We start from the raw sequence: 19429 nt of genomic DNA, 5'->3' as shown, positions 1-19429 counted from the left end.
AGCCCGGCATGCCGGGCTTTTTTGATGGCGCTGAACAAAATGGCCAGGGCCAGGCGCGTTGCCGAAGACAGTACGAAAGTACGGCGAGGCAATGCAACAACGCCATGGACTTTTTGTTGAATGCGCTACAAGGTTTTAATCAGTACCTGGGATTTGCGCTGCCAGTTATACATATGCTGGCGGTCCTTCGGCAAATCGTCGACCGTGGCCGGCACGAAGCCCCGTTTCTTGAACCAGTGCGAGGTGCGCGTGGTCAGGACGAACAGCTTGTTCAGGCCGGCGGCGCGGGCGCGGTTTTCCATGTGTTTCAGGATGCGCTCGCCGTCGCCCTGGGCCTGCACCTCCGGGTTGACCGTCAAACATGCCATTTCCGCCATCTTTTGCGCAGGGAAGGGGTACAGGGCGGCGCAGCCGAAGATGACGCCATCGTGCTCGATGACGGAGAAATAATCGATTTCCCGTTCGATCAGCTCGCGGCCACGCTTGACCAGCGTGCCGTCCGCTTCCAGCGGTTCGATCAGCTTGATGATGCCGCCCACGTCTTCGATGGTGGCCTGGCGCAGGCTTTCCAGGTTTTCATGGCTGATCATGGTGCCCACGCCATCATGGGTAAACAATTCCAGCAGGGCCGAGCCGTCCATCGAGAAGGGCACGATGTGCGAGCGCTCGACGCCGTTGTGGCATGCCTTGACGCAATGTTTCAGGTAGAACGCCGTGGCGTCGGGCAGGAAGCCGGCCATCAGCACGGCTTCGGCCTGGTGCGACGACAGTTCGCGGATTTCCACGCCCGTCGCGTCTTCCATCATCGGTGTTTCCGTGATGAAAATCAGCTTGTCCGCGTGCAGGGCGATGGCGGCGCTGCAGGCCACGTCTTCCATGGTGAGGTTGAACGCTTCGCCCGTGGGCGAGAAGCCCAGCGGCGACAGCAGCACCAGGCCGTCGGAGCCGAGGATGGAATGGATGGTTTCGGCATCCACCTTGCGCGTGATGCCCGTCAGTTCCAGGTCCACGCCATCGATCACGCCCAGCGGGCGCGCCGTGATGAAGTTGCCGGAAATGATACGGATGGCCGCATGCGACATGGGCGTGTTCGGCAAGCCCTGGCTGAACGCGGCCTCGATATCGAGGCGCAGCTCGCCGGCCGCTTCCTTCGCGCATTCCAGTGCGGCAATATCCGTGATGCGCACGCCGTTGTGGAAACGCCCTTCGACGTTACGCAAGGCCAGTTGTTCCGCCACCTGCGGCCGCGAGCCGTAGACGACGGTGACATTGATGTCCAGCGCATGCAGCAGGGACAAATCATGGGCCAGCACCTGCAGCGCCCCGGCGCTGACGAGTTCACCGGGGAAGGCGACCACGAAGGTCTTGCCGCGAAAGGCGTGGATGTAGGGCGCGACTGAGCGCAGCCATTGGACGAATTGGGTAGGGTTTTCCATTAAGCGCATTATAATTCGCTGCGCGATGTGCGCGCTTAAAATACCTGTAAAAAACAATGTCTTCAGCCAGCAATAAGTCTTCCCCTCCTTCCACCGTTGCAAATGTGCCCGCCAGCGGCGATGTTGCCGCGCCTGCGCAGGGCCGCCAGCGCCCGCCCGTGAGCCAGCAAAGGCAGCAGCCGCGCACGGAACAGCCGCAGCAGCGGCAGCAACAGCAGCAGCGCGCGCCGCGCGATGGCCAGCCTGCGCGCGATGCACGGGAAAGCCGGGAAAGCCGCGAAGCCCGCGACGCGGCCCGTGCCGCGCGCGAGGCGGAAAAGGCTTTCCGCAATCCGCTGCCGCCGATCACGTATTCGGAAGACTTGCCCGTCTCGGGCCGGCGCGAGGAAATCGCCAAGGCCCTGATGGAAAACCAGGTGATCATCGTTTCCGGCGAGACGGGCTCCGGCAAGACGACCCAATTGCCGAAGATTTGCCTGGAACTGGGGCGCGGCCAGAAGGGCTTGATCGGCCACACGCAGCCGCGGCGCATCGCCGCCTCGTCGACGGCCAAGCGCATCGCGCAGGAACTGGGCACGCCCCTGGGCGAGACGGTGGGTTTCAAGGTGCGCTTTGCCGACACGTTGACGAAGGGCGCCTCCGTCAAGCTGATGACGGACGGTATCCTGCTGGCCGAGACGCAGACCGACCCGTTGTTGAAAAATTACGACACCATCATCATCGATGAAGCGCACGAACGCAGCCTGAACATCGACTTCCTGCTCGGCTACCTGAAGCAGCTGCTGCCGCGCCGGCCCGACCTGAAGATCATCATCACCTCGGCCACCATCGACGCGGAGCGTTTCGCGCGCCACTTCGGCACGCCGGAAAAACCCGCGCCCGTGATCGAAGTGTCGGGCCGTTTGTACCAGGTGGAAGTGCGCTACCGTCCCGTGGAGCGCGAGCAGGTGGCCATGCCGGGCGCCGGCAGCAATGCCGACAAGCCAGGGCAGAGGACCGCTGCCGCGCGCGAAAAGCGCGACCTGATGGACGCCGTCGTCGATGGCGTGGAAGAGCTGTGCCGCATCGGTTCGGGCGACGTGCTGGTATTCCTGCCGGGCGAGCGCGAAATCCGCGACTGCGCCGAAGCGCTGCGCAAGCACCATCCGCCGCACGTGGAAATCCTGCCCCTGTTCGCCCGTCTGTCGGCCGAGGAGCAGGAGCGCGTGTTCAAGACCAGCAATGCGCGCCGCATCGTGCTGGCCACCAACGTGGCGGAAACCTCGCTGACCGTGCCCGGCATCCGCTACGTGGTCGATGCGGGCCTGGCCCGCGTGAAGCGCTACAGCTACCGCAACAAGGTGGAGCAGTTGCAGGTCGAGCCGATCGCCCAGTCGGCCGCCAACCAGCGCGCCGGCCGTTGCGGCCGCGTGGCCGATGGCGTGTGCATCCGTTTGTATGAAGAGCAGGATTATCTGCTGCGGCCGAAGTTCACGGAGCCGGAAATCCTGCGCTCCTCGCTGGCGGCCGTCATCCTGCGCATGAAGTCCCTGCACCTGACGGACGTGGAGACCTTCCCCTTCATCGAGCCGCCGCTGGCGCGCGCCATCGCCGACGGTTACCAGCTGCTGCAGGAACTGGGCGCCGTCGACGAAGTGAACAAGCTCACGCCGCTGGGCAACAAGCTGGCCAAGCTGCCGCTGGACCCGCGCGTGGGCCGCATGATCCTCGCCGCGCTGGACAACGCCTGCCTGACGGAAGTGCTGATCGTCGCTTCCGCCCTGTCCGTGCAGGATCCGCGCGACCGCCCGATGGAGCACCAGCAGGCGGCCGACGAGGCGCACAAGAAGTTCGCCGATGAAAAGTCGGAATTCCTCAGCTATTTGAAAATCTGGCGCTGGTTCGAGTCCGCCATCGAACACAAGAAAACCAACCGCCAGCTGCAGGACAATTGCCGCACGAATTTCCTGTCGCAGATGCGCTTGCGCGAATGGCGCGACGTGCATTCGCAGTTGTTGACCATCGTCAAGGAGCAGGGCTGGCGCCTGAACGAAGCACCGGCCACCTATGATAATCTGCACATGGCCCTGCTGACTGGCTTGCTGGGCAATATCGGCTTCAAGGGCGAGGACGAGCCGGGCGCGGGCTACCTGGGGGCGCGCGGCATCAAGTTCCACATCTGGCCCGGTTCCTCGCTGCTGAAAAAGCCGGGCAAGTGGATCATGGCGGCGGAACTGGTCGACACGACGCGCCTGTACGCGCGCTGCGTGGCGCAGATCCAGCCCGAGTGGCTGGAAAAGGTGGGCGGGCACCTGCTGAAGAAATCGTGGGGCGAGCCGCGCTGGGAAAAGCGTTCGGCGCAGGTGACGGCGTCCGAACGGGCAACCCTGTATGGCCTGGTGGTGTACAGCCAGCGGCGCATCAATTACGGCAATTTCAACTTGCCGGAAGCGCGCGAAATCTTCATCCGCGACGCGCTCGTCGGCGGCGACTTCGACACGCGCGCGCCGTTCTTCGCGCACAACCATAAACTGATCAAGGACATCGAGAACCTTGAACACAAGTCGCGCCGCCTGGATGTGCTGGTCGACGACGAGCTGATCGCCGCCTTCTACGACAAGCTGCTGCCGGCGGACGTGTGCAACGGCGCCGGTTTTGAAAAGTGGCACAAGGAAGCGACGCGCGAGAACCCGAAGCTGCTGTACCTGAACCGCGAAGAGCTGATGCGCCACGAGGCGGCCGGCGTGACGACGGACCTGTTCCCGAAAACCATGTCCGTGACGGGCCTGGAAATGGGGCTCACCTACCACTTCGAGCCGGGCAGCGTGCGCGATGGCGTGACGTTATCGGTGCCGCTGTACGCGCTGAACCAGCTGCCGCGCGAGCGCTGCGAATGGCTGGTGCCGGGCATGCTGAAGGAAAAAGTCCACCTGCTGCTCAAGTCCTTGCCGCAAAAGCTGCGCCGCCACTGCGTGCCGCTGCCCGACTACGCGGCCAAGTTCTGCGAGCGCGTGCACGAGGCGGGCGTGTTCGGCCGGGGCGACCTGGTCGACGCCATCATCGCGGACATCCGCACGCAGATCACCATCAACGTGCTGACGACGGATTTCAAGCCGGAAACCCTGCCTGCCCATCACTTCATGAATTTCAAGGTGATCGACGAGCATGGCCGCCAGCTGGACATGGGCCGCAACCTGGCCACCCTGCAGGCGGAATTCGGCGGCCAGGCGCGCCAGAGTTTCCAGAAGCTGGCCGAAGTATCGGGCGTGTCCGGCACGGGTACGCCGGGTGCCAAGGTGGCGGGCGCGCAAGTGGCGTCGCGGCTGCAGGCGCAGGCGCAGAGCAGCAACGCGGCGCCAGGCAAGGGCGGCGCAGCGGCCAAGGGCGCAGCGGTCGCTGCCGCGCCGGCGTCGCCGAATGCCACCGTGTCGCAGCACATGGGCTTGACGGGCTGGACCTTCGGCGAATTGCCGGAATTGCTGGAAATCGTGCAGGGCAAGCTGACCCTGATCGGCTTCCCCGCGCTGGTGGACAAGGGCACGCATTGCGACCTGGAAGTATTTGACGACCCGACCGTGGCTGCCCGCACGCACAAGGTGGGCTTGCGCCGCCTGTTCGCGCTGCAGATGAAGGAGCAGATCAAGTACGTCGAGAAAAGCATCCCCGGCCTGCAGCAGATGGGCATGCAGTTCATGGCCCTCGGTTCGCAGGAAGAGTTGCGCGAGCAAATCATCAACAAGGCGCTCGATATTGCTTGTTTGCAAGATCCGCTGCCGCTGGACGCCGCCTCGTTTACCAAACGCCAGGCGGAGGGCAAGTCGCGCCTCGTCTTGCTGGTCAATGAAATCGCCCGCCTGCTGGCGCAGGTGCTGACGGAATTCCACGGCTTGCCCAAGCGCCTGCAGAATATCCCGGCAGCGGCGGCCGCAGACATCCAGTCGCAGCTGCAGGGACTCGTGCACAAGCGCTTCCTGACGGAAAACGAGTACACGCAGCTGGCGCATTTCCCCCGCTACCTGAAGGCGATCAATGTCCGCCTGGAAAAACTGCGTGCCGACCCCGCCCGCGACACCAAGTTGATGGCCGAATGGCAATCGGCTGCCGCGCCGTATCTGCGCCAGGCCAAGGATCGCCAGGCCGGCAAGAACACGGACCCGAAACTGGTCGACTTCCGCTGGATGCTGGAAGAACTGCGCGTGTCCCTGTTTGCGCAGGAGTTGCGCACGCCGATGCCCGTGTCTGCCAAGCGTTTGCAGAAGGTATGGGAGTCCATGCAGCGGTGATAGTACCTCTATAAACCTCGCTTAGCTCACTATTGCGTCGGCGTTGCTCACCGGCTCGGCGCCCCCGTACAGAGTACGGTTGCGCTACTCAACGCAATATTGAGCTTGCTCGCTACGGTTTCTAGAGTCACCGTGACACGAACGATGGGCGGCTATAGTCGCTTGCTCGCTAAATTCTGAAGCGTTTTCTGCCGGATTAACAGAGCCGCCGAGGCGAAGCGCCGCGTACTCTGCGCTACTTAAGACCTTTCTCGTCAACTACGCTTATCCATCTTGTCATCGCCGAGCGCCGAACGCGAACCCGGGTCGCCCTGGCTGATGCCCGTGCCGGCGCGGCTGCCGCTCATGGAGGTGCCCGACATGCTGCCTTCGCTGCCCGATTGCAGGCTGGCGCCACCGCGCAGCTCGCTGCCCGATGGCATGCGGCTGCCGGCCATGCTGCCGTAGCGCGTGCCGCTGCCGTAGAACGCTTCCATCTGCTGGTTCCACGCCTCGCTGCCCATGTCGGGCCAGTTGTTCTTGTCGAAGCCGGGCGCGTCCTTCAGCTGGCCTTTTTCCACGTTGAGTAAAAACCGCTTGTTGACGGGGTCGAGGGTCAGGCGTTCCCAGGGCACGGCGAACAGCTTGTCGCCCATGCCCAGGATGCCGCCGAAGGACAGCACGGCATAGGCGATCTGGCCCGTGCGCATGTCGAGCATGATTTCCTTGATGTCGCCCAGTTCCTCGTCGCTGTGGTTGTAGACGTCGTCGCCGATCAGGGTGTCGGCCCCCATCAGGGCCGGCCCCGGGCCGTCGTGGTTGCGGTACATGCCCAGGATGTCGCGGTCCAGATAGCTCATGGTGTTTTCTCCTCGAGTGAAGTGCTGATCGAACACCCAGATTAAGCATACGCGCCACGTCGCGTTTGATCTGCCTCAATGGTGCCAGCGGCACTTTTATCGGTGTGCAAACGTACGGTGTGGTCCGCCAATTGCGGTACTCTATGCGTTCTACGGAGGAGGCCGCACATGCTGACGATGCAACGATGCACAGGGATGAACTGGCGGTACGCTCCACAACAGACCGTCTTCTCGTGCCCATGGTAAAGCCCGCGACCAGGTGGCTGCGTGGACTCCTGCGCGCCGGCAAGGCGCAGCAGCGCACGGCGACCAGGCTGGCCAAGGTGCTGTTCGGCCCCGCGCCCGCCAAGCCGCGTGCCAAGGCCGTGGGCAAGGCCGTCAGCAAAACCGTGGGCAAAACGGCCGCCAAGCCGCGCGCCAAACCCGTCCGCGACGCGGCGCCCTCCCTGGCGCCCTTTGCCACGCCCCTGGCACCGCCCCGCGCGCGCAAGCGGACGGCGCCCCCGCCCGGCAAGTGGCTGGCGGCCCACTATGCGCCCTTGCCGGAATTGGGCCAGTTGCCGGGCCGGCGCCTGCCGTATTTCCTGTACCTGCCCGAGAAGGCGCCGAACGTGGCCATGCGCAGCCGGGGCCGGCCGCTGCTGGTGATGCTGCATGGCTGCGAGCAGAGCGCCACGCAGTTTGCCGAGGGCACGCGCATGAACCGCCTGGCTGAGCGCAAGGGCTATGCGGTGCTGTATCCGCAGCAATCGCTGCGCGCGCATGCGCGCCGCTGCTGGAAGTGGTATGACAAGCTGACGCAGGAGGGCGGCGGCGACGTGCGCCTGATCGTCGGCGCCATCGAGCAGGTGGCGGCCCGCTACGCCATCGACCGGGCACGCATCTATATCTGCGGCATTTCCGCCGGCGCCGGCATGGCGCATATCGTGGCCCTGAACCATCCCCACCTGTTTGCCGCGCTGGGCCTGCATTCCGGCCCCGTATTTGGCGCCGGCCACAACCTGATCGGCGCCCTGCACGTGATGCAGCATGGCGCCGGCGCCCGCATGGATGCCGCCATCGATGAAGTGCTGGCGCGCCAGCCCGCGTTTCCGCTCCTGCCCGCCATGCTGATCCAGGGGCAGGCCGACCGGGTGGTGCGGCCCATCAACCAGACGCAGCTGGTGCGCCAGTGCGTGCGCGTGAACCGCCTGCCGGCAGACACGGTGGTGACGGTGCAGCGCCTGCCCGGCGGCGCGGCGGGCGGACGCAACCCGGCCCATGCGTATGCGCTGCACGATTACCGGGTGGGCAAGCAGGTGCTGCTGCGCGTGGCACAGGTCGAGCGCCTCGAGCACGCGTGGAGCGGCGGCGATGCCAGCCTGCCGTTCAACGACAAGGCCAAGCCCGACGCCAGCAAGCTGCTGCTCGATTTCTTCGCCAGCCAGCGCCGCCGATAGTCTCCCCGGCCGGCGCCGCCCATGCCGTGCCGCGTGACCCTCACTGGTACGCACGCCGCCCTTCCTGCCGCAGCACCGTTACCGCCGTCGCGCCCCCGCGCCAGCGCGGCGGCTGGCCGCCTGCGCGCTTTTCGGCTGGCTGGCAGCGTGCCCCAGCCAGGCTGGCTTTTCCCTAAGTGGTATTGTATAGGTATTTAAAAACAACAAAAACAGGCGATAAAAATGCTAAGTGGTATACAATTGGTATATGTTTTCAGTGCCGAGGCGCGCTTGCCGCGCCCTGCGTCGGCAGGGCGCCGGCGCTGACGACAGCCACCCACGTCACGGAATGCGCCATGTCCATCAAGTCGAAACAGTTGCTGTGGTTTTTTGCGTTTTTCCTCGTCTTTGAACTCAATATCTATCTGTCGAACGACATGATCATGCCGGCCATGTTGACCATCGTCGATGAGTTCAAGGCGGAGGACAAGTTCATTCCCCTGTCCCTCAGCCTGTACCTGCTGGGCGGCAGTTCCCTGCAGATATTCCTGGGACCGCTGGCGGACCATATCGGCAAGCGCAAGCTCGTGCTCACCGGCAATACCTTGTTCCTGCTGGCCACCCTGACGGTGCCGCTGTGCGCCACTATCGAGCAATTCCTGCTGGCGCGCTTCGTGCAGGGCATGGGTTGCTGCTTCGTGTTTGTCGGCTATGCCATGATCCACGAACTGTTCGACGATATGGCGGCCGTCAAGCTCAGCAGCATCCTTTCGAGCACCACCATCCTCGCGCCCCTGGCCGGCCCCGTCCTCGGCAGCGCCATCGTCAGCCGGCTGGACTGGCGCTACGTCTTTTTCTGCTCCGGCCTGCTGGCGCTGCTGTCCTTGCTGGGCCTGTTCAAGACCATGCCGCGCACGGCAGCGCCGCGCGCGCGCCCGGACCTGGCCGCCATCGCGCGCAGCTATGCCGCCATTTTCAGCAACGGACGCTTCATGTTCGGCATGTTTACGGCCGGGCTGGCCACCGTGCCCCTGACGGCCTGGATCGGCTTTTCGCCCATCTTCGTGCTGCAGGAGATGGGTGCGTCCTACGCCACGTATATCGCGCTGCAGTGCGTGATCCTGTCCGGTTTTGTCCTCAGCAGCATCGCCATCCAGCGCCTGCGGCAGGACTTCCCCCTCGTCGCCCTGCTGCGCCTGGGCGGGCTGATCGCGGCCGCCGGCATGCTGGGGGCGGGTCTGGGCCGCCATCACGTCGATGTGTTTGCGATTTGCATGTTTGTCTATTCCATCGGTTTCGGCCTGTTCAACGGGGCCCTGATCCGCAGCGCGATCACGGCCAGCAAGGAAGCGATGACCTTGACGACGGCCGCCATGAGCTTGCTTTACTGCATCTATTTATCCGCCTGGCTGCAGCTGTACAACGTGCTGTGCCAGCGCTTCGGCTATGCGCTGGAAACGTACGCGCTGCTGAATATCCCCGTCATCGTGGCCATCGTGGCGTGTCTGCTGCTGTTTACGCGGGGCATGGCGGGACGCCGGGAAAGCGAGGTGCGGCTGGCCCGGCATTGATGGCGCCACGGTGCGCGTGTTGTGGATTACCTGGACGAAATTACCTACACTTTCCTGCGGAAGATGGTGCGCTCATGAAAATAGATGACCTGGCTTCGAAACACGATCAAGCAACGATTTTCAACCTGGAATACGAGTTCCGCATCAATAAGCTGAAGCTCGATTTCATCGCCCTGGCCGATGCGGGGCCGGCGGACGCGGACGCCGGCCGCCTGGCCGGGGAGCACCAGGCCGGCCTTGCCGCCCTGCGCAGCTTCATCGCCGCCAATTTCACGCATTTCAATGCGGCCAGCTGTTCCTCGCTGAGCGCCATCCCCACGAGGGCGCTGGGCGACGACGAGCGCTACGTGCACCGCATCTGGATGGGCGGGCCGTTGCCGGCCATCGCCGCCCAGGCTATCGTGCAATGGGGCGCGGCGCTGGACGAGGTGCTGCACAATGGCGGCGCGCCGTACGTCTCCATCCTGTGGGTATGGGATGCGGCCCAGCTGCGCAGCGATGCGCGCTTCAGCCCGACGGGCGGCGCGGGGCGCTACACGATAGGCCGCTACGCCATCGGCGGCACGACCCTGCACATCAATTCGCTGCGCGCGCTGGCGCTGGACTTTGTCCCGGCGCGCTTCGGCATACTCGACGCCCTGCATGCGCAGCGCTACTTCGCCACCCTGTCCGATTATTTCCGCATCCTCATCATGTGCGAGTACGGCGGCATGTACATGGATGTCGACACGATCCCGCACAATCCGGCGACGATTTTCCTGATGAAGCCGGAGGTGCCCGATTATTTCCAGCGCCACGCGGACGCCGGGGGCGGGCGCCGCCACGTCAGCTGGATGAACCTGTTTCTCGATGAAACGGGCATGCTGATCGCCAGGAAGAACGACGCGGCGCTGCGTTTGATCCAGCGCAATGTGAACCGCGCTTATGCGGACATCGATGGCGCCATCCCCCGTTCCTGTCCGCAATTCGAGGCGCGGCTGTTCGGCCAGTTCTATGCCCAGTGGAAGCAGCACCTGGGCCGCACCATGCTCAGCCATGCCGAGTTCTACCAGCGCTATTGCGTGCTGTACGACGGCGCGCCGGAAGCGGTGGTGGGCGGCATCCGCGGCATGCGCCTGCTGGTCGACATCATGACCGATACGCATATCCCGCTCAGCGAGGAAGAGGCGCGCGCGTATGCCCGCTGCATCGCGCAGCTCGACGAGATCGGCTGGCAACTGGACGACCCCTTGAGCCTGGTCAACATCGTCGACGTGTTCGACATCGAGGAAGCGCCGCGCATGGCCTATGCGGCCCAACTGCGCGCGGAAATCGACCATTTCCACTACTACTCGGTGCTGTCGCACGATCCGCAGCTGGACCGCGTGAATGACGTCTTTTGCCGCTACCTGCTGGCGCACCGGTCGCGGCATATTGCTTCCGGCGCCTTCTGGCGTCCCACCGTGGGCCGCCACGGCAGCCGCCTGCCCGCCGCGCATGAGGCGGCCGCGCCCGAAGACGAGGGCTTGCTGTCGCATGCGCCGCTCAGGCTGGTGCCCGGCAGCCTGCTGGGCGAGGAAGCGAAGAACCGCATGGCCAAGCTGCTGTTTGCCACCAGCTACCTGGAATACTGTTCGTTTGGCAATAAGCTCAATCTGCAGTTCGTCGAACTGCAGCGGCGGCAGAATATCGACCCGTATCTGCAGCACATCCACGGCCTGCACGACGAGGACGAGCGCTTCATCGGCTTTTTCACGGCCGCGACCATGGACGAATTCCAGGCCTGCGGGGCCGTCTCGTATTACCGCGATGACATGAAGGCGCTCGACGACGCGTATGACCAGTTCGTGCTGCAACATGCGCGCGCCGGCGACTGCTTCGTCAGCAGCCTGGCCATCGACGAGAAATACCGGGGACAGGGCTTGTTCAAGCAGATGTTCCATGCCATCCGCGACGTGGCCAGGGGCAAGGGCTGCACGCGCATCAGCCTGACGGTGTGGGAAAAGAGCGAAGCGCTGCAAGTGTATCTGCACAAGGGATTTCGCAGCGTGGGCACCTTCGACTATGCCTACAGCCTGTTCTACGACCGGCTGCATTTCCTCGTGTATGAGGGGAATTGATGGGGGAACTGACGGGGGCAGGGGCGGCCGGCAGCCGCCCCGTGTAGAGACTTACAGGGCCAGGAAGGCGAGGGCGGCCACGGCCGTGGGCAGCAGGGCGCCCGCCAGCAGGCCGACGGCGCCGATCGATTCATCCTTGAAGCCGCGGCGCAGCAGGGCCACGCCGGCCGGGTTCGGCGCGTTGGCGATGACGGTCAGGCCGCCGCCGGCCACGGCGCCGGCCACCAGCATGTATTTCGCTTCGTCCGTCATGCCGACGATCAGCGAGCCCAGGTAGGTGAGGGCCGCATTGTCCGTAATGGCCGTCAAGCCCAGGGCGCCGAAGAACAGGGCCAGCGGTTTCAGGCTGGAGACGATGGGCTGCAACCACCATTGCTGCATGCCGCCCAGCACCACCAGGCCGCCGAGGAAGAAGCCGACCAGCAAGCCTTCCTTCAGGATCAGCGGACTTTGATAGCGCTCATACGCCTGCACGAAGCCGAGGAAGAACAGGAACAGGCCGAAGAACAGCACGGGATGGTGCGCCAGGGCCACCACGCCGGCCAGCACGGCCAGGTGGATAAAGCTGACGGCCAGCGGCACTTTCGGGATTTCCACGTCGCCGGCCTTCGGCTTGATATCGGACGTGTTGCTGTGCAGATATTTGCGCAGCAGGATGCTCACGCCCGTGGCGTTGACCAGCACGGCGATGGCGGCTTTCCAGCCGAAATGGCTGGCCATGTAGGCGCTGTCCCAGTTCCACGTGGTGGCCACCATCAGCACGGGCGGCGCCGCGTACGACGTCAGGGTGCCGCCGATGGAAACGTTGACGAACAGCACGCCCAAGGCCCCGTATTTCAGCCATTCGGGGATGCCTGGACGAAAGATTTGCGGCGCCAGCATCAGCGCGGCCAGGGTCATGGCGGCCGGTTCCGTGATCATCGAACCCGTCAGGGGCACGAGCGCCAGGCCCAGCCAGACGAGGGCCAGTTCCGTGCGCAGCGGCATCACGCGCGCCACGCCTTTCAACAGGCGCTGCACGGCGTCGAGCACGGGCCGCGAGGCGGCCACCACCATGACGACGAAGACGAACAGCGGCTCCGTGTACTGGCGCGATTCCGCATACTCGATGGCCGCATCGCCGCCCGAGACAAAGGCCATGATGATGATCAGAATGAAGGCCCAGAAGCCGAACACGACTTCCACTTCGCCCAGCAGGTGCAGCAGGCCCGCATGGCGGGGGTGACGCTGCGACAATGTTTCAAATGACTTCGCGGCGAAGGTGTGGATGAGCGCAAGGCCGAAGATGATCGCGCTGATGATTTGGATGGTGGTCAATGACTTTCCTTATGGACGTAGGAAGCCGCCCGGTGCATTGCCGAGCGGTAAGGAGAGTGCTTATGGTACAGCAATCGATGCCAGAAACGGTGTTTTTCGGACGTGGCGGAACGGCCCCGGCAGCGGTGCTGCGCAGATGGCCCGCAGATAAGCCTTGCCAAAAGCAGGACCAGATAGTACTGTATATGCATACAGTATTCATTCTCATATTCAATCATGCAACATTCTCAATTGATGGCGTCGCCGGAAGCCCTGCACCCGTCCTTGTGGCGCGCCTCGCAGCTGGGCCAGGGCGCCACGCGCTGCCTGGAGACGGGCTTTGCCGCCCTGTCCGCGCAGCTGCCCGGCGGCGGCTGGCCCAGCGGCAGCCTCATCGACCTGCTGGTGCAGCAGGCGGGCAGCGGCGAACTGCGCCTGCTGGCGCCCGCCCTGGCGCAGCTGGCGGGGCAGCCCATCGTGCTGCTGCAGCCGCCCCATCCGCCGCAGGCGCTGGCGCTGGCCGCGCAGGGGCTGGCGCCGTCGCAGCTGCTGTGGCTCAAGAGCGCCAGCAGCAAGGATGCCCTGTGGGCGGCGGAAAACATCTTGCGCAGCGGCAGTTGCGGCGCCTTGCTGTTCTGGCAATCCCAGGTGCGCGCCGACAGCCTGCGCCGCCTGCACCTGGCCGCGCAAGGGGGCAATACCCTGTTCTGCATGCTGCGCCCCCTGCATGGCGCGCAGGATGCGTCGCCGGCGGCCTTGCGCCTGTCCGTGCGCCCGGCCGCCGGCGGCATCGAGATCGGCTTCATCAAGCGCCGGGGACCGCAGCGCGACGCGCCCCTGTTCCTGCCCCTGCAACCGCCTTCTTTACTGCGACGCCATGCGACTCTGGATCGGCCTGTGCCTGCCCCGGCTCCCGCTCGAAGTATTCTGCCCGCGCTGGTCGGCTGACAGCCTCGGCGTGGTGCTGGAGCAGGAGCAAGTGATGGCCGTGTCGCCGCTGGCGCGGGCGGCCGGCATCCGGCCGGGCATGCGCCGCGCGGGCGCGCTGATGCTGGCGCCGCAGGCGCGCCTGCACGAGCGTTCACCCGAACTGGAAGCGCAGGCCCTGCAGGCGGTGGCGCTGGCGCTGCTGCAATACTCGCCGCTGGTGGCGCAGGGCGAGGAAGCGACCCTGCTGGTCGACGCGGGCGCCAGCCTGCGCCTGTTCGGCGGCGTGCGCGCCTTGTGCCGGCGCATCGCGGCCAGCCTGCGCGCGCTCGGCTACACGGCCCAGCTGTCGTGCGCCCCTACGGCGCGCGGCGCCTGGCTGCTGGCGCGCGCCGGGACGCGCCGGGGCCGCGTGCTGGGCATGGAGAGTCTCGTGCGCCGCCTCGACGGCCTGCCGTGCGCCCTGCTGCCGCCCGCGCGCCCCTACCTGGACTGGTTCGACGGCATCGGCTGCCGCACCCTGGGGCAGCTGCGCCACTTGCCCCGGCCCGGCCTGCAGCGCCGCTGCGGCGCCGCCTTGCTGGCCATGCTCGACGATGCGCATGGCCACGGCACGGAACTGTACGCGTGGCTCGAAGCGCCGCCCACGTTCCGCGCCAGCCTGGAACTGTTCGACCGCGTGGAGCACGCGGACGCGCTGCTGTTCGGCGCGCGCCGCCTGCTGCAGCAGATGACGGGCTGGCTGTGCGCGCGGCAATTCGCCGTCGAGCGCATCCAGTTGCTGTTGGCGCACGAGCGGGGCAGGGTGGCGCGCCCGCCCACCGTCATCGACCTGGCCTTGGGCGAGGCCGTCTGGCGCGACGAGCACTTATTGCGTTTGCTCAAGGAGCGCCTGGCGCAGCTGGTGCTGGAGGCACCCGTGATCGGCCTGACCCTGGAAGCGCTGCAGGTGCAGCCGATGGCGCCGCCCAGCGAGAGCCTGTTTCCCGAACCGGGCGGCACGCCGCAGGAGCGCCAGCGCCTGATGGAGCTGCTGGTGGCGCGCCTGGGCAGTGACAATGTCCTGCAGGCCGTGCCGCGCGCCGACTACCGCCCCGAGGCGGCCAACCAGTGGCTGCCGCTGCCGGCCAAGCCCGCAGCAAGAAGCGCGCCACCCGACTTGCCGCCCGGCTTGCCCGGCATGCCCCGTCCCGGCTGGCTGCTGGCCCAGCCCGTCGCCCTCTTGATGCGCGAGCACCGGCCCTTCTATGGCTCGCCCCTGAAGATGGTCTCCGTGGCCGAGCGCATCGAGGCGGGCTGGTGGGGCCAGTCGCAGGCGCGCGATTATTTCATTGCCGAAGGACTCGACCATGCCCATTACTGGGTCTACCGCGAACGCATCGCCGGCAGCGGCGAGGACGCGGCGCCGCGCTGGTTTTTGCACGGCTTGTTTGGCTGACTGCCGGGTGGCGCAAGCCGTTTCAGGGCCGCCCGGCAGAAGCGGGGCGGCTTGGCTATACTGGCCTGGCGCTGCAGCGTATTCAATTCACGTAAAGGAGTTCCATGTCACCGCTTTCCGACTTCCCCATCACCGAAAAATGGCCTGCCCGGCATCCCGAGCGCCTGCAGCTGTACTCGCTGCCGACGCCGAACGGCATCAAGGTCTCCATCCTGCTGGAAGAGCTGGGCCTGGCGTACGAGCCGCACCTGGTCAGCTTCGAGCGCAACGAGCAGATGTCGCCCGCCTTCCTGTCCCTCAATCCGAACAACAAGATTCCCGCCATCCTCGACCCGGACGGCCCCGGCGGCAAGCCGCTGGCCCTGTTCGAATCGGGCGCCATCCTGCTGTACCTGGCGGAAAAGACGGGCAAGTGCATTCCCGAGGAGGCGGCCCTGCGCTACGAAACGATACAGTGGCTGATGTTCCAGATGGGCGGCGTGGGTCCCATGTTCGGCCAGGTGGGCTTCTTCCATAAATTCGCCGGCAAGGATTACGAGGACAAGCGTCCGCTGGAACGCTACCTGGGCGAAGCGAAGCGTCTGCTGGGCGTGCTGGAGCAGCGCCTGCAGGGCCGCGACTGGATCATGGGCAGCCAGTACACGATAGCCGACATCGCCATCTTCCCGTGGGTGCGCTGCCTGGTGGGCTTCTATGGCGCGGGCGATCTCGTCGGCTTTGAGAACTTCCCCAATGTGCAGCGCGCGCTGGACGCCTTCCTGGCCAGGCCGGCCGTCATCAAGGGCCTCGACATCCCCCGGCGCGACTGATGCCTGCCAGCTGCCTGCGGCGGCGGCCGGACGGCGCTAGAATACGCCTTCGGCCGCCCCGCGCGGCAGCTTTGATCTGAGACAATGAAATCCACCCGGCAAGATTTTCCCGGCGCGCACGGCCATGTGCTGGCGGCGCGCCTCGATGCGCCCGACGGCGCCATCCGCGCCTACGCGCTGTTTGCCCACTGCTTTACCTGCGGCAAGGATGTGCTGGCGGCGCGGCGCATCGCGCAAGGCCTCACGGAACACGGCATCGCCGTGCTGCGCTTCGATTTTACGGGGCTGGGCGCCAGCGAGGGCGAATTTGCCGCCACGAACTTCTCGTCCAACGTGGACGACCTGGTCGCCGCCGCCGATTTCCTGCGAGCAAAACATGGCGCACCGCAATTGCTGATCGGCCACAGCCTGGGCGGCGCCGCCGTGCTGGCCGCCGCCGCGCAGGTGCCGGAAGCGACCGCCGTGGCGACCCTGGCCGCTCCCAGCACGCCCGCCTACGTGACGCGCATGTTCAGCGCGCACCTGGCGCAGATCGCCGCCGAGGGCGAGGCGCTGGTGCAGCTGGAGGGGCGGCCCTTTCGCATCCGCCAGCAATTCGTCGATGACGCGGGCAGCCACAGCTTGAAAGCCCACATCGCCGGCCTGCGCCGCGCCCTGCTGGTGATGCACGCGCCGAACGACACGACGGTGAGCCTGTCGAACGCGATGGAGATCTTTACGGCCGCCAAGCACCCGAAAAGCTTCGTCTCGCTCGACGACGCCGACCACTTATTGACGGGGCGCAATGATGCGGCCTACGTCGCCAACGTCATCGCCGCCTGGAGCGCGCGCTACATCAACAAGCTCGCCTAAGCTGCTACCCATGAAAAACGCCGCGGCAGCAAAAGCTGGCGCGGCGTAGATGGTGTCGGTCTGGTCAAATAAGCTGAGTGCCTGAAAAATACCCAGGGCTAGGCGCCTTGCCGAAGGCAGTACGAATGTACGACGAGGCACGGCAACAACGCCATGGGTTTTTTGCAGGCGCTCAGTCTTCGTCAAACTCCGCCGAAAGATCCTTCCAGCCCTTGCTGGCGGCAAAGGCGGAAAACTCTTCCGGCGCTTCCAGGACGATGAGTTTCTTGTCCTGCAAGCCCAGGTCGCCGTGGCCGAAATCGGGGCCCACGTAGCCGAGGCTGCGCAGGCGGGCCAGGATGTGGCCGACCAGGGTCTTGTCCTTGTAGGCGCCCGCTTCGAGCGGGGCGGCGAAATCGACATACACGTCGATGATGCCGTAGCCTTCGTCGAAGATGCGGATGGCCTTGATGTCATGGGCACGGCCGGAGCCGTCGGTGGCCTTGAAGGGGCCGCTGAGCTGGATGTCGGTATCATTGTTCATGCTGCCAGCATACACCAAAAGCGGCCGCCGCAGAGGGCGCGCGGCGCAACATTTCCCGGGAACTGAGGCCTCAGCGCGCCTGCAGGATGGCCGACAGGCGGTCGCGCGTGCCGGCGATGCGCTCCAGCTGCGGATAGCGCAAGCCGCCGTGGTAGTCGAGCGCCACCGTCTGGAATTGCTTGCCCTTGCGCACCAGCAAGTTGATCGGCTGCGCGCCGGCCTTGGCTGCCTGGATGGCCGCCTTCAGGAGCTTGGGCGTGTAGGCCGTGCCATTGACGGCGAGCAAGGTCGTGTTGCCCGACAGGCCGGCCTGGAAGGCGGGACCGTCCCACAGCACTTTCTCCAGCTTGCCTTCCTTGCTTATCGTCAAGCCCAGCGAGTACGTCAGGTCCGTGCCCTTGCTGCGCTCTTCAGTTGCTTTCATGAACGGCGTGGGCGTGTCGCGGTAGACCAGTTTCCAGCCGGCGCGCGCCAGGCCGTCGAGCGGGGCGCCGGGGCCGTGGCCGTCCAGGCGCGTGCGCAGGAAGGTGGCCCAGTCGTGCGGCTGCACGGCATTCAGCGCGGCAACCACGTCCTCGAAGGTGTAGGGCAGGGGCGTCGTGCTGCCATCCTGCACGCCAAAGAAACTGCGCGCGAAATCGTCGAGCGAGCGGCGCTCGCCCGACAGTTCGCGGATGGTGGTGTCGACGTCGAGCCACACCAGCGCGCCTTCCACATAGTAGTCTTCATCGCGCTGCCAGCTGCTCCAGGCGATGGGGCGGCGGCCATTGATGATGGGGTCGTTCGTCGTGTCCTGCATGGCGCGCCAGCTGCGCCCCGGCATCGCGTCGTAATGGGCGGCCGTGGACGCGAACAGCTCGCGCATGTGGGCCGGGGCCACGAGGCCGGAGCGGGCCGCCAGCACATTGCCCCAGTATTGCGTCTGGCCTTCATAGACCCACAGCAGGCTGTTTTGCAGCGGGGTATTGAAGTCCGGCGTGTCCTGGCCGGCGGGGCGGCGGAACTTGCCGTTCCACGAATGCGTCAGCTCGTGCGGCAGCAGCACGCGGCCCGCCTCGTTCTTTTCCCATTCGCTGAAATAGCCGGGCTTGACGCCGTTTTCGCTCGACTGCATGTGCTCGCGCCCGATGCCGCCGAACTCGTCGCTCAAGGCCAGCAGGAAATCATAGTGACGGTAGTGGCGCGCGCCGAACAGTTTGTAGGCTTGCTGCAGCATGGCGCGGTGCAGCTCGATCTGCTGCGGCGTCGCTTCCAGGCTGTCGGCGCTGTCGGCCATCACGTTCAGGTGCACGGGGACCCTGGCGCCCGGGTCGAGGTCGATGCGCTCGAAATGGCGCCCGGCGAAGACGGGCGAGTCGACCAGGGTGTCGAGGTCCAGCGGCGCGAAATCGACACGCTGGCTGGCCGGCGTGGCCGCCCGCGCGCGCACTTCCAGGGCGCTGGCAAATTCCCAGCCGGCCGGCAGGGTCAGGCTGGGCTGCACGAGGATGTCGCGCGCGGGCCGCCCGGCCGGGTACAGGGTCATCGCATGCCATTGCACGCCCAGCATGGCGCCGGTCATGGTGATGCGGCCCTGGCTCGTGTCGACGGGCGAGAGGAGCTGGTACTGCGCCTCCACCGTGCTGGCGCCGGCCGGCACGTCGACGTGGAAGGCGAACATGTTGACGGGGTCGCGCCGCCATTCCAGGGGCGCGCCGTTGGCGGACAGGCGCAGGCCCGCCAGCTGGTTCAGCGGGCCGCTGGGACCGTGGTTGCCGGGCACCCATTGCGGATACAGCAGGGTCAGCTTGCCGGGCGCGGCGGGGATGCTTTCGCGGATGCTGAACAGTTGCTGCGCCACGTTGCTGGCATCGACGTGCAGCACGATGGGGGCCGGCGCGGGCGATGCCGCCTGGACGGCGGCGGAAATAAACAGGGACAAGGACAGGAGAACACGGGACATGTGGCGGGGGGCTGGGG

At 65.7% G+C, this 19429-nt stretch carries 13 protein-coding genes; 8 read left to right on the top strand and 5 right to left on the bottom strand.

Annotated elements, in window-relative coordinates; translation table 11 throughout:
* Positions 1 to 125: 125 nt before the first annotated feature.
* Positions 126 to 1436, bottom strand: coding sequence for an amino-acid N-acetyltransferase (gene argA / locus EBS11_RS25885; RefSeq protein WP_046685875.1), 1311 nt, complete (start codon positions 1434 to 1436; stop codon positions 126 to 128).
* Between the two features lie 56 nt (positions 1437 to 1492).
* Here argA and hrpA point away from each other — a divergent pair, with 56 nt between their 5' ends.
* Positions 1493 to 5698: an ATP-dependent RNA helicase HrpA gene (hrpA, locus tag EBS11_RS25880; RefSeq protein WP_290607970.1), complete on the top strand. Its 4206-nt coding sequence runs from the start codon at positions 1493 to 1495 to the stop codon at positions 5696 to 5698.
* 254 nt (positions 5699 to 5952) lie between these two features.
* Here the strand turns inward: hrpA and EBS11_RS25875 are convergent, their stop codons facing one another.
* Positions 5953 to 6537 carry a PRC-barrel domain-containing protein gene (locus EBS11_RS25875; protein WP_290607968.1) on the bottom strand — a complete coding sequence of 195 codons (585 nt, stop codon included), beginning with the start codon at positions 6535 to 6537 and terminating at the stop codon, positions 5953 to 5955.
* Between the two features lie 239 nt (positions 6538 to 6776).
* On the opposite strand from EBS11_RS25875, the gene EBS11_RS25870 reads away from it, so the two are divergent.
* The 3 genes from EBS11_RS25870 to EBS11_RS25860 all read left to right on the top strand — a co-directional run bounded on the left by EBS11_RS25870 (position 6777) and on the right by EBS11_RS25860 (position 11625).
* Complete coding sequence (locus EBS11_RS25870; protein WP_290607966.1) at positions 6777 to 7976, top strand: PHB depolymerase family esterase; 1200 nt, start codon at positions 6777 to 6779, stop codon at positions 7974 to 7976.
* A gap of 335 nt (positions 7977 to 8311) precedes the next feature.
* Positions 8312 to 9526, top strand: a complete 1215-nt coding sequence (locus EBS11_RS25865) for an MFS transporter (RefSeq protein ID WP_290607964.1) — start codon at positions 8312 to 8314, stop codon at positions 9524 to 9526.
* Positions 9527 to 9600: 74 nt separating this feature from the next.
* Positions 9601 to 11625, top strand: a complete 2025-nt coding sequence (locus EBS11_RS25860) for a GNAT family N-acetyltransferase (RefSeq protein ID WP_290607962.1) — start codon at positions 9601 to 9603, stop codon at positions 11623 to 11625.
* A 51-nt stretch (positions 11626 to 11676) separates the two neighbouring features.
* On the opposite strand, the gene EBS11_RS25855 is transcribed toward EBS11_RS25860, so the two are convergent.
* On the bottom strand, positions 11677 to 12942 hold the full coding sequence (locus tag EBS11_RS25855) for a putative Na+/H+ antiporter (protein ID WP_290607960.1): 1266 nt from the start codon (positions 12940 to 12942) through the stop codon (positions 11677 to 11679).
* 216 nt (positions 12943 to 13158) lie between these two features.
* Here EBS11_RS25855 and imuA point away from each other — a divergent pair, with 216 nt between their 5' ends.
* The 4 genes from imuA (at position 13159) to EBS11_RS25835 (ending at position 16947) form a co-directional block, all read left to right on the top strand.
* Entirely contained in the window at positions 13159 to 13869 is a 711-nt protein-coding gene (imuA, locus tag EBS11_RS25850; RefSeq protein ID WP_290607958.1) for a translesion DNA synthesis-associated protein ImuA, read from the top strand.
* The gene (locus tag EBS11_RS25845; protein ID WP_290607956.1) at positions 13799 to 15286 is read left to right on the top strand and encodes a DNA polymerase Y family protein; all 1488 of its coding nucleotides are present in this window, start codon (positions 13799 to 13801) and stop codon (positions 15284 to 15286) included. Before imuA ends, EBS11_RS25845 begins: the two co-directional genes overlap by 71 nt.
* Before the next feature lie 104 nt (positions 15287 to 15390).
* A complete protein-coding gene (locus EBS11_RS25840) occupies positions 15391 to 16095 on the top strand; it encodes a glutathione binding-like protein (protein WP_290607954.1) in 705 nt (234 codons plus the stop codon).
* A gap of 84 nt (positions 16096 to 16179) precedes the next feature.
* A complete protein-coding gene (locus tag EBS11_RS25835; protein WP_290607952.1) occupies positions 16180 to 16947 on the top strand; it encodes an alpha/beta hydrolase in 768 nt (255 codons plus the stop codon).
* A gap of 172 nt (positions 16948 to 17119) precedes the next feature.
* Here the strand turns inward: EBS11_RS25835 and EBS11_RS25830 are convergent, their stop codons facing one another.
* The gene (locus EBS11_RS25830; protein WP_086136420.1) at positions 17120 to 17470 is read right to left on the bottom strand and encodes a hypothetical protein; all 351 of its coding nucleotides are present in this window, start codon (positions 17468 to 17470) and stop codon (positions 17120 to 17122) included.
* A 70-nt stretch (positions 17471 to 17540) separates the two neighbouring features.
* Positions 17541 to 19412, bottom strand: coding sequence for a peptidase M61 (locus EBS11_RS25825; RefSeq protein ID WP_290607950.1), 1872 nt, complete (start codon positions 19410 to 19412; stop codon positions 17541 to 17543).
* Between the last annotated feature and the right edge of the window lie 17 nt (positions 19413 to 19429).

Source organism: Janthinobacterium sp., from assembly GCF_009923995.1.
Classification (GTDB): domain Bacteria; phylum Pseudomonadota; class Gammaproteobacteria; order Burkholderiales; family Burkholderiaceae_D; genus Janthinobacterium.
Note: the sequence above shows the minus strand (reverse complement) of the source record. Positions and strands in the feature narration are given on the sequence as shown.

Excerpts from the sequence above, each read along its gene's own strand:
- argA (WP_046685875.1), bottom strand. The coding sequence starts at position 1,436 with ATGGAAAACCCTACCCAATTCGTCCAATGGCTGCGCTCAGTCGCGCCC.
- hrpA (WP_290607970.1), top strand. The coding sequence starts at position 1,493 with ATGTCTTCAGCCAGCAATAAGTCTTCCCCTCCTTCCACCGTTGCAAAT.
- EBS11_RS25875 (WP_290607968.1), bottom strand. The coding sequence starts at position 6,537 with ATGAGCTATCTGGACCGCGACATCCTGGGCATGTACCGCAACCACGAC.
- EBS11_RS25870 (WP_290607966.1), top strand. The coding sequence starts at position 6,777 with ATGGTAAAGCCCGCGACCAGGTGGCTGCGTGGACTCCTGCGCGCCGGC.
- EBS11_RS25865 (WP_290607964.1), top strand. The coding sequence starts at position 8,312 with ATGTCCATCAAGTCGAAACAGTTGCTGTGGTTTTTTGCGTTTTTCCTC.
- EBS11_RS25860 (WP_290607962.1), top strand. The coding sequence starts at position 9,601 with ATGAAAATAGATGACCTGGCTTCGAAACACGATCAAGCAACGATTTTC.
- imuA (WP_290607958.1), top strand. The coding sequence starts at position 13,159 with ATGCAACATTCTCAATTGATGGCGTCGCCGGAAGCCCTGCACCCGTCC.
- EBS11_RS25845 (WP_290607956.1), top strand. The coding sequence starts at position 13,799 with ATGCGACTCTGGATCGGCCTGTGCCTGCCCCGGCTCCCGCTCGAAGTA.
- EBS11_RS25840 (WP_290607954.1), top strand. The coding sequence starts at position 15,391 with ATGTCACCGCTTTCCGACTTCCCCATCACCGAAAAATGGCCTGCCCGG.
- EBS11_RS25835 (WP_290607952.1), top strand. The coding sequence starts at position 16,180 with ATGAAATCCACCCGGCAAGATTTTCCCGGCGCGCACGGCCATGTGCTG.
- EBS11_RS25830 (WP_086136420.1), bottom strand. The coding sequence starts at position 17,470 with ATGAACAATGATACCGACATCCAGCTCAGCGGCCCCTTCAAGGCCACC.
- EBS11_RS25825 (WP_290607950.1), bottom strand. The coding sequence starts at position 19,412 with ATGTCCCGTGTTCTCCTGTCCTTGTCCCTGTTTATTTCCGCCGCCGTC.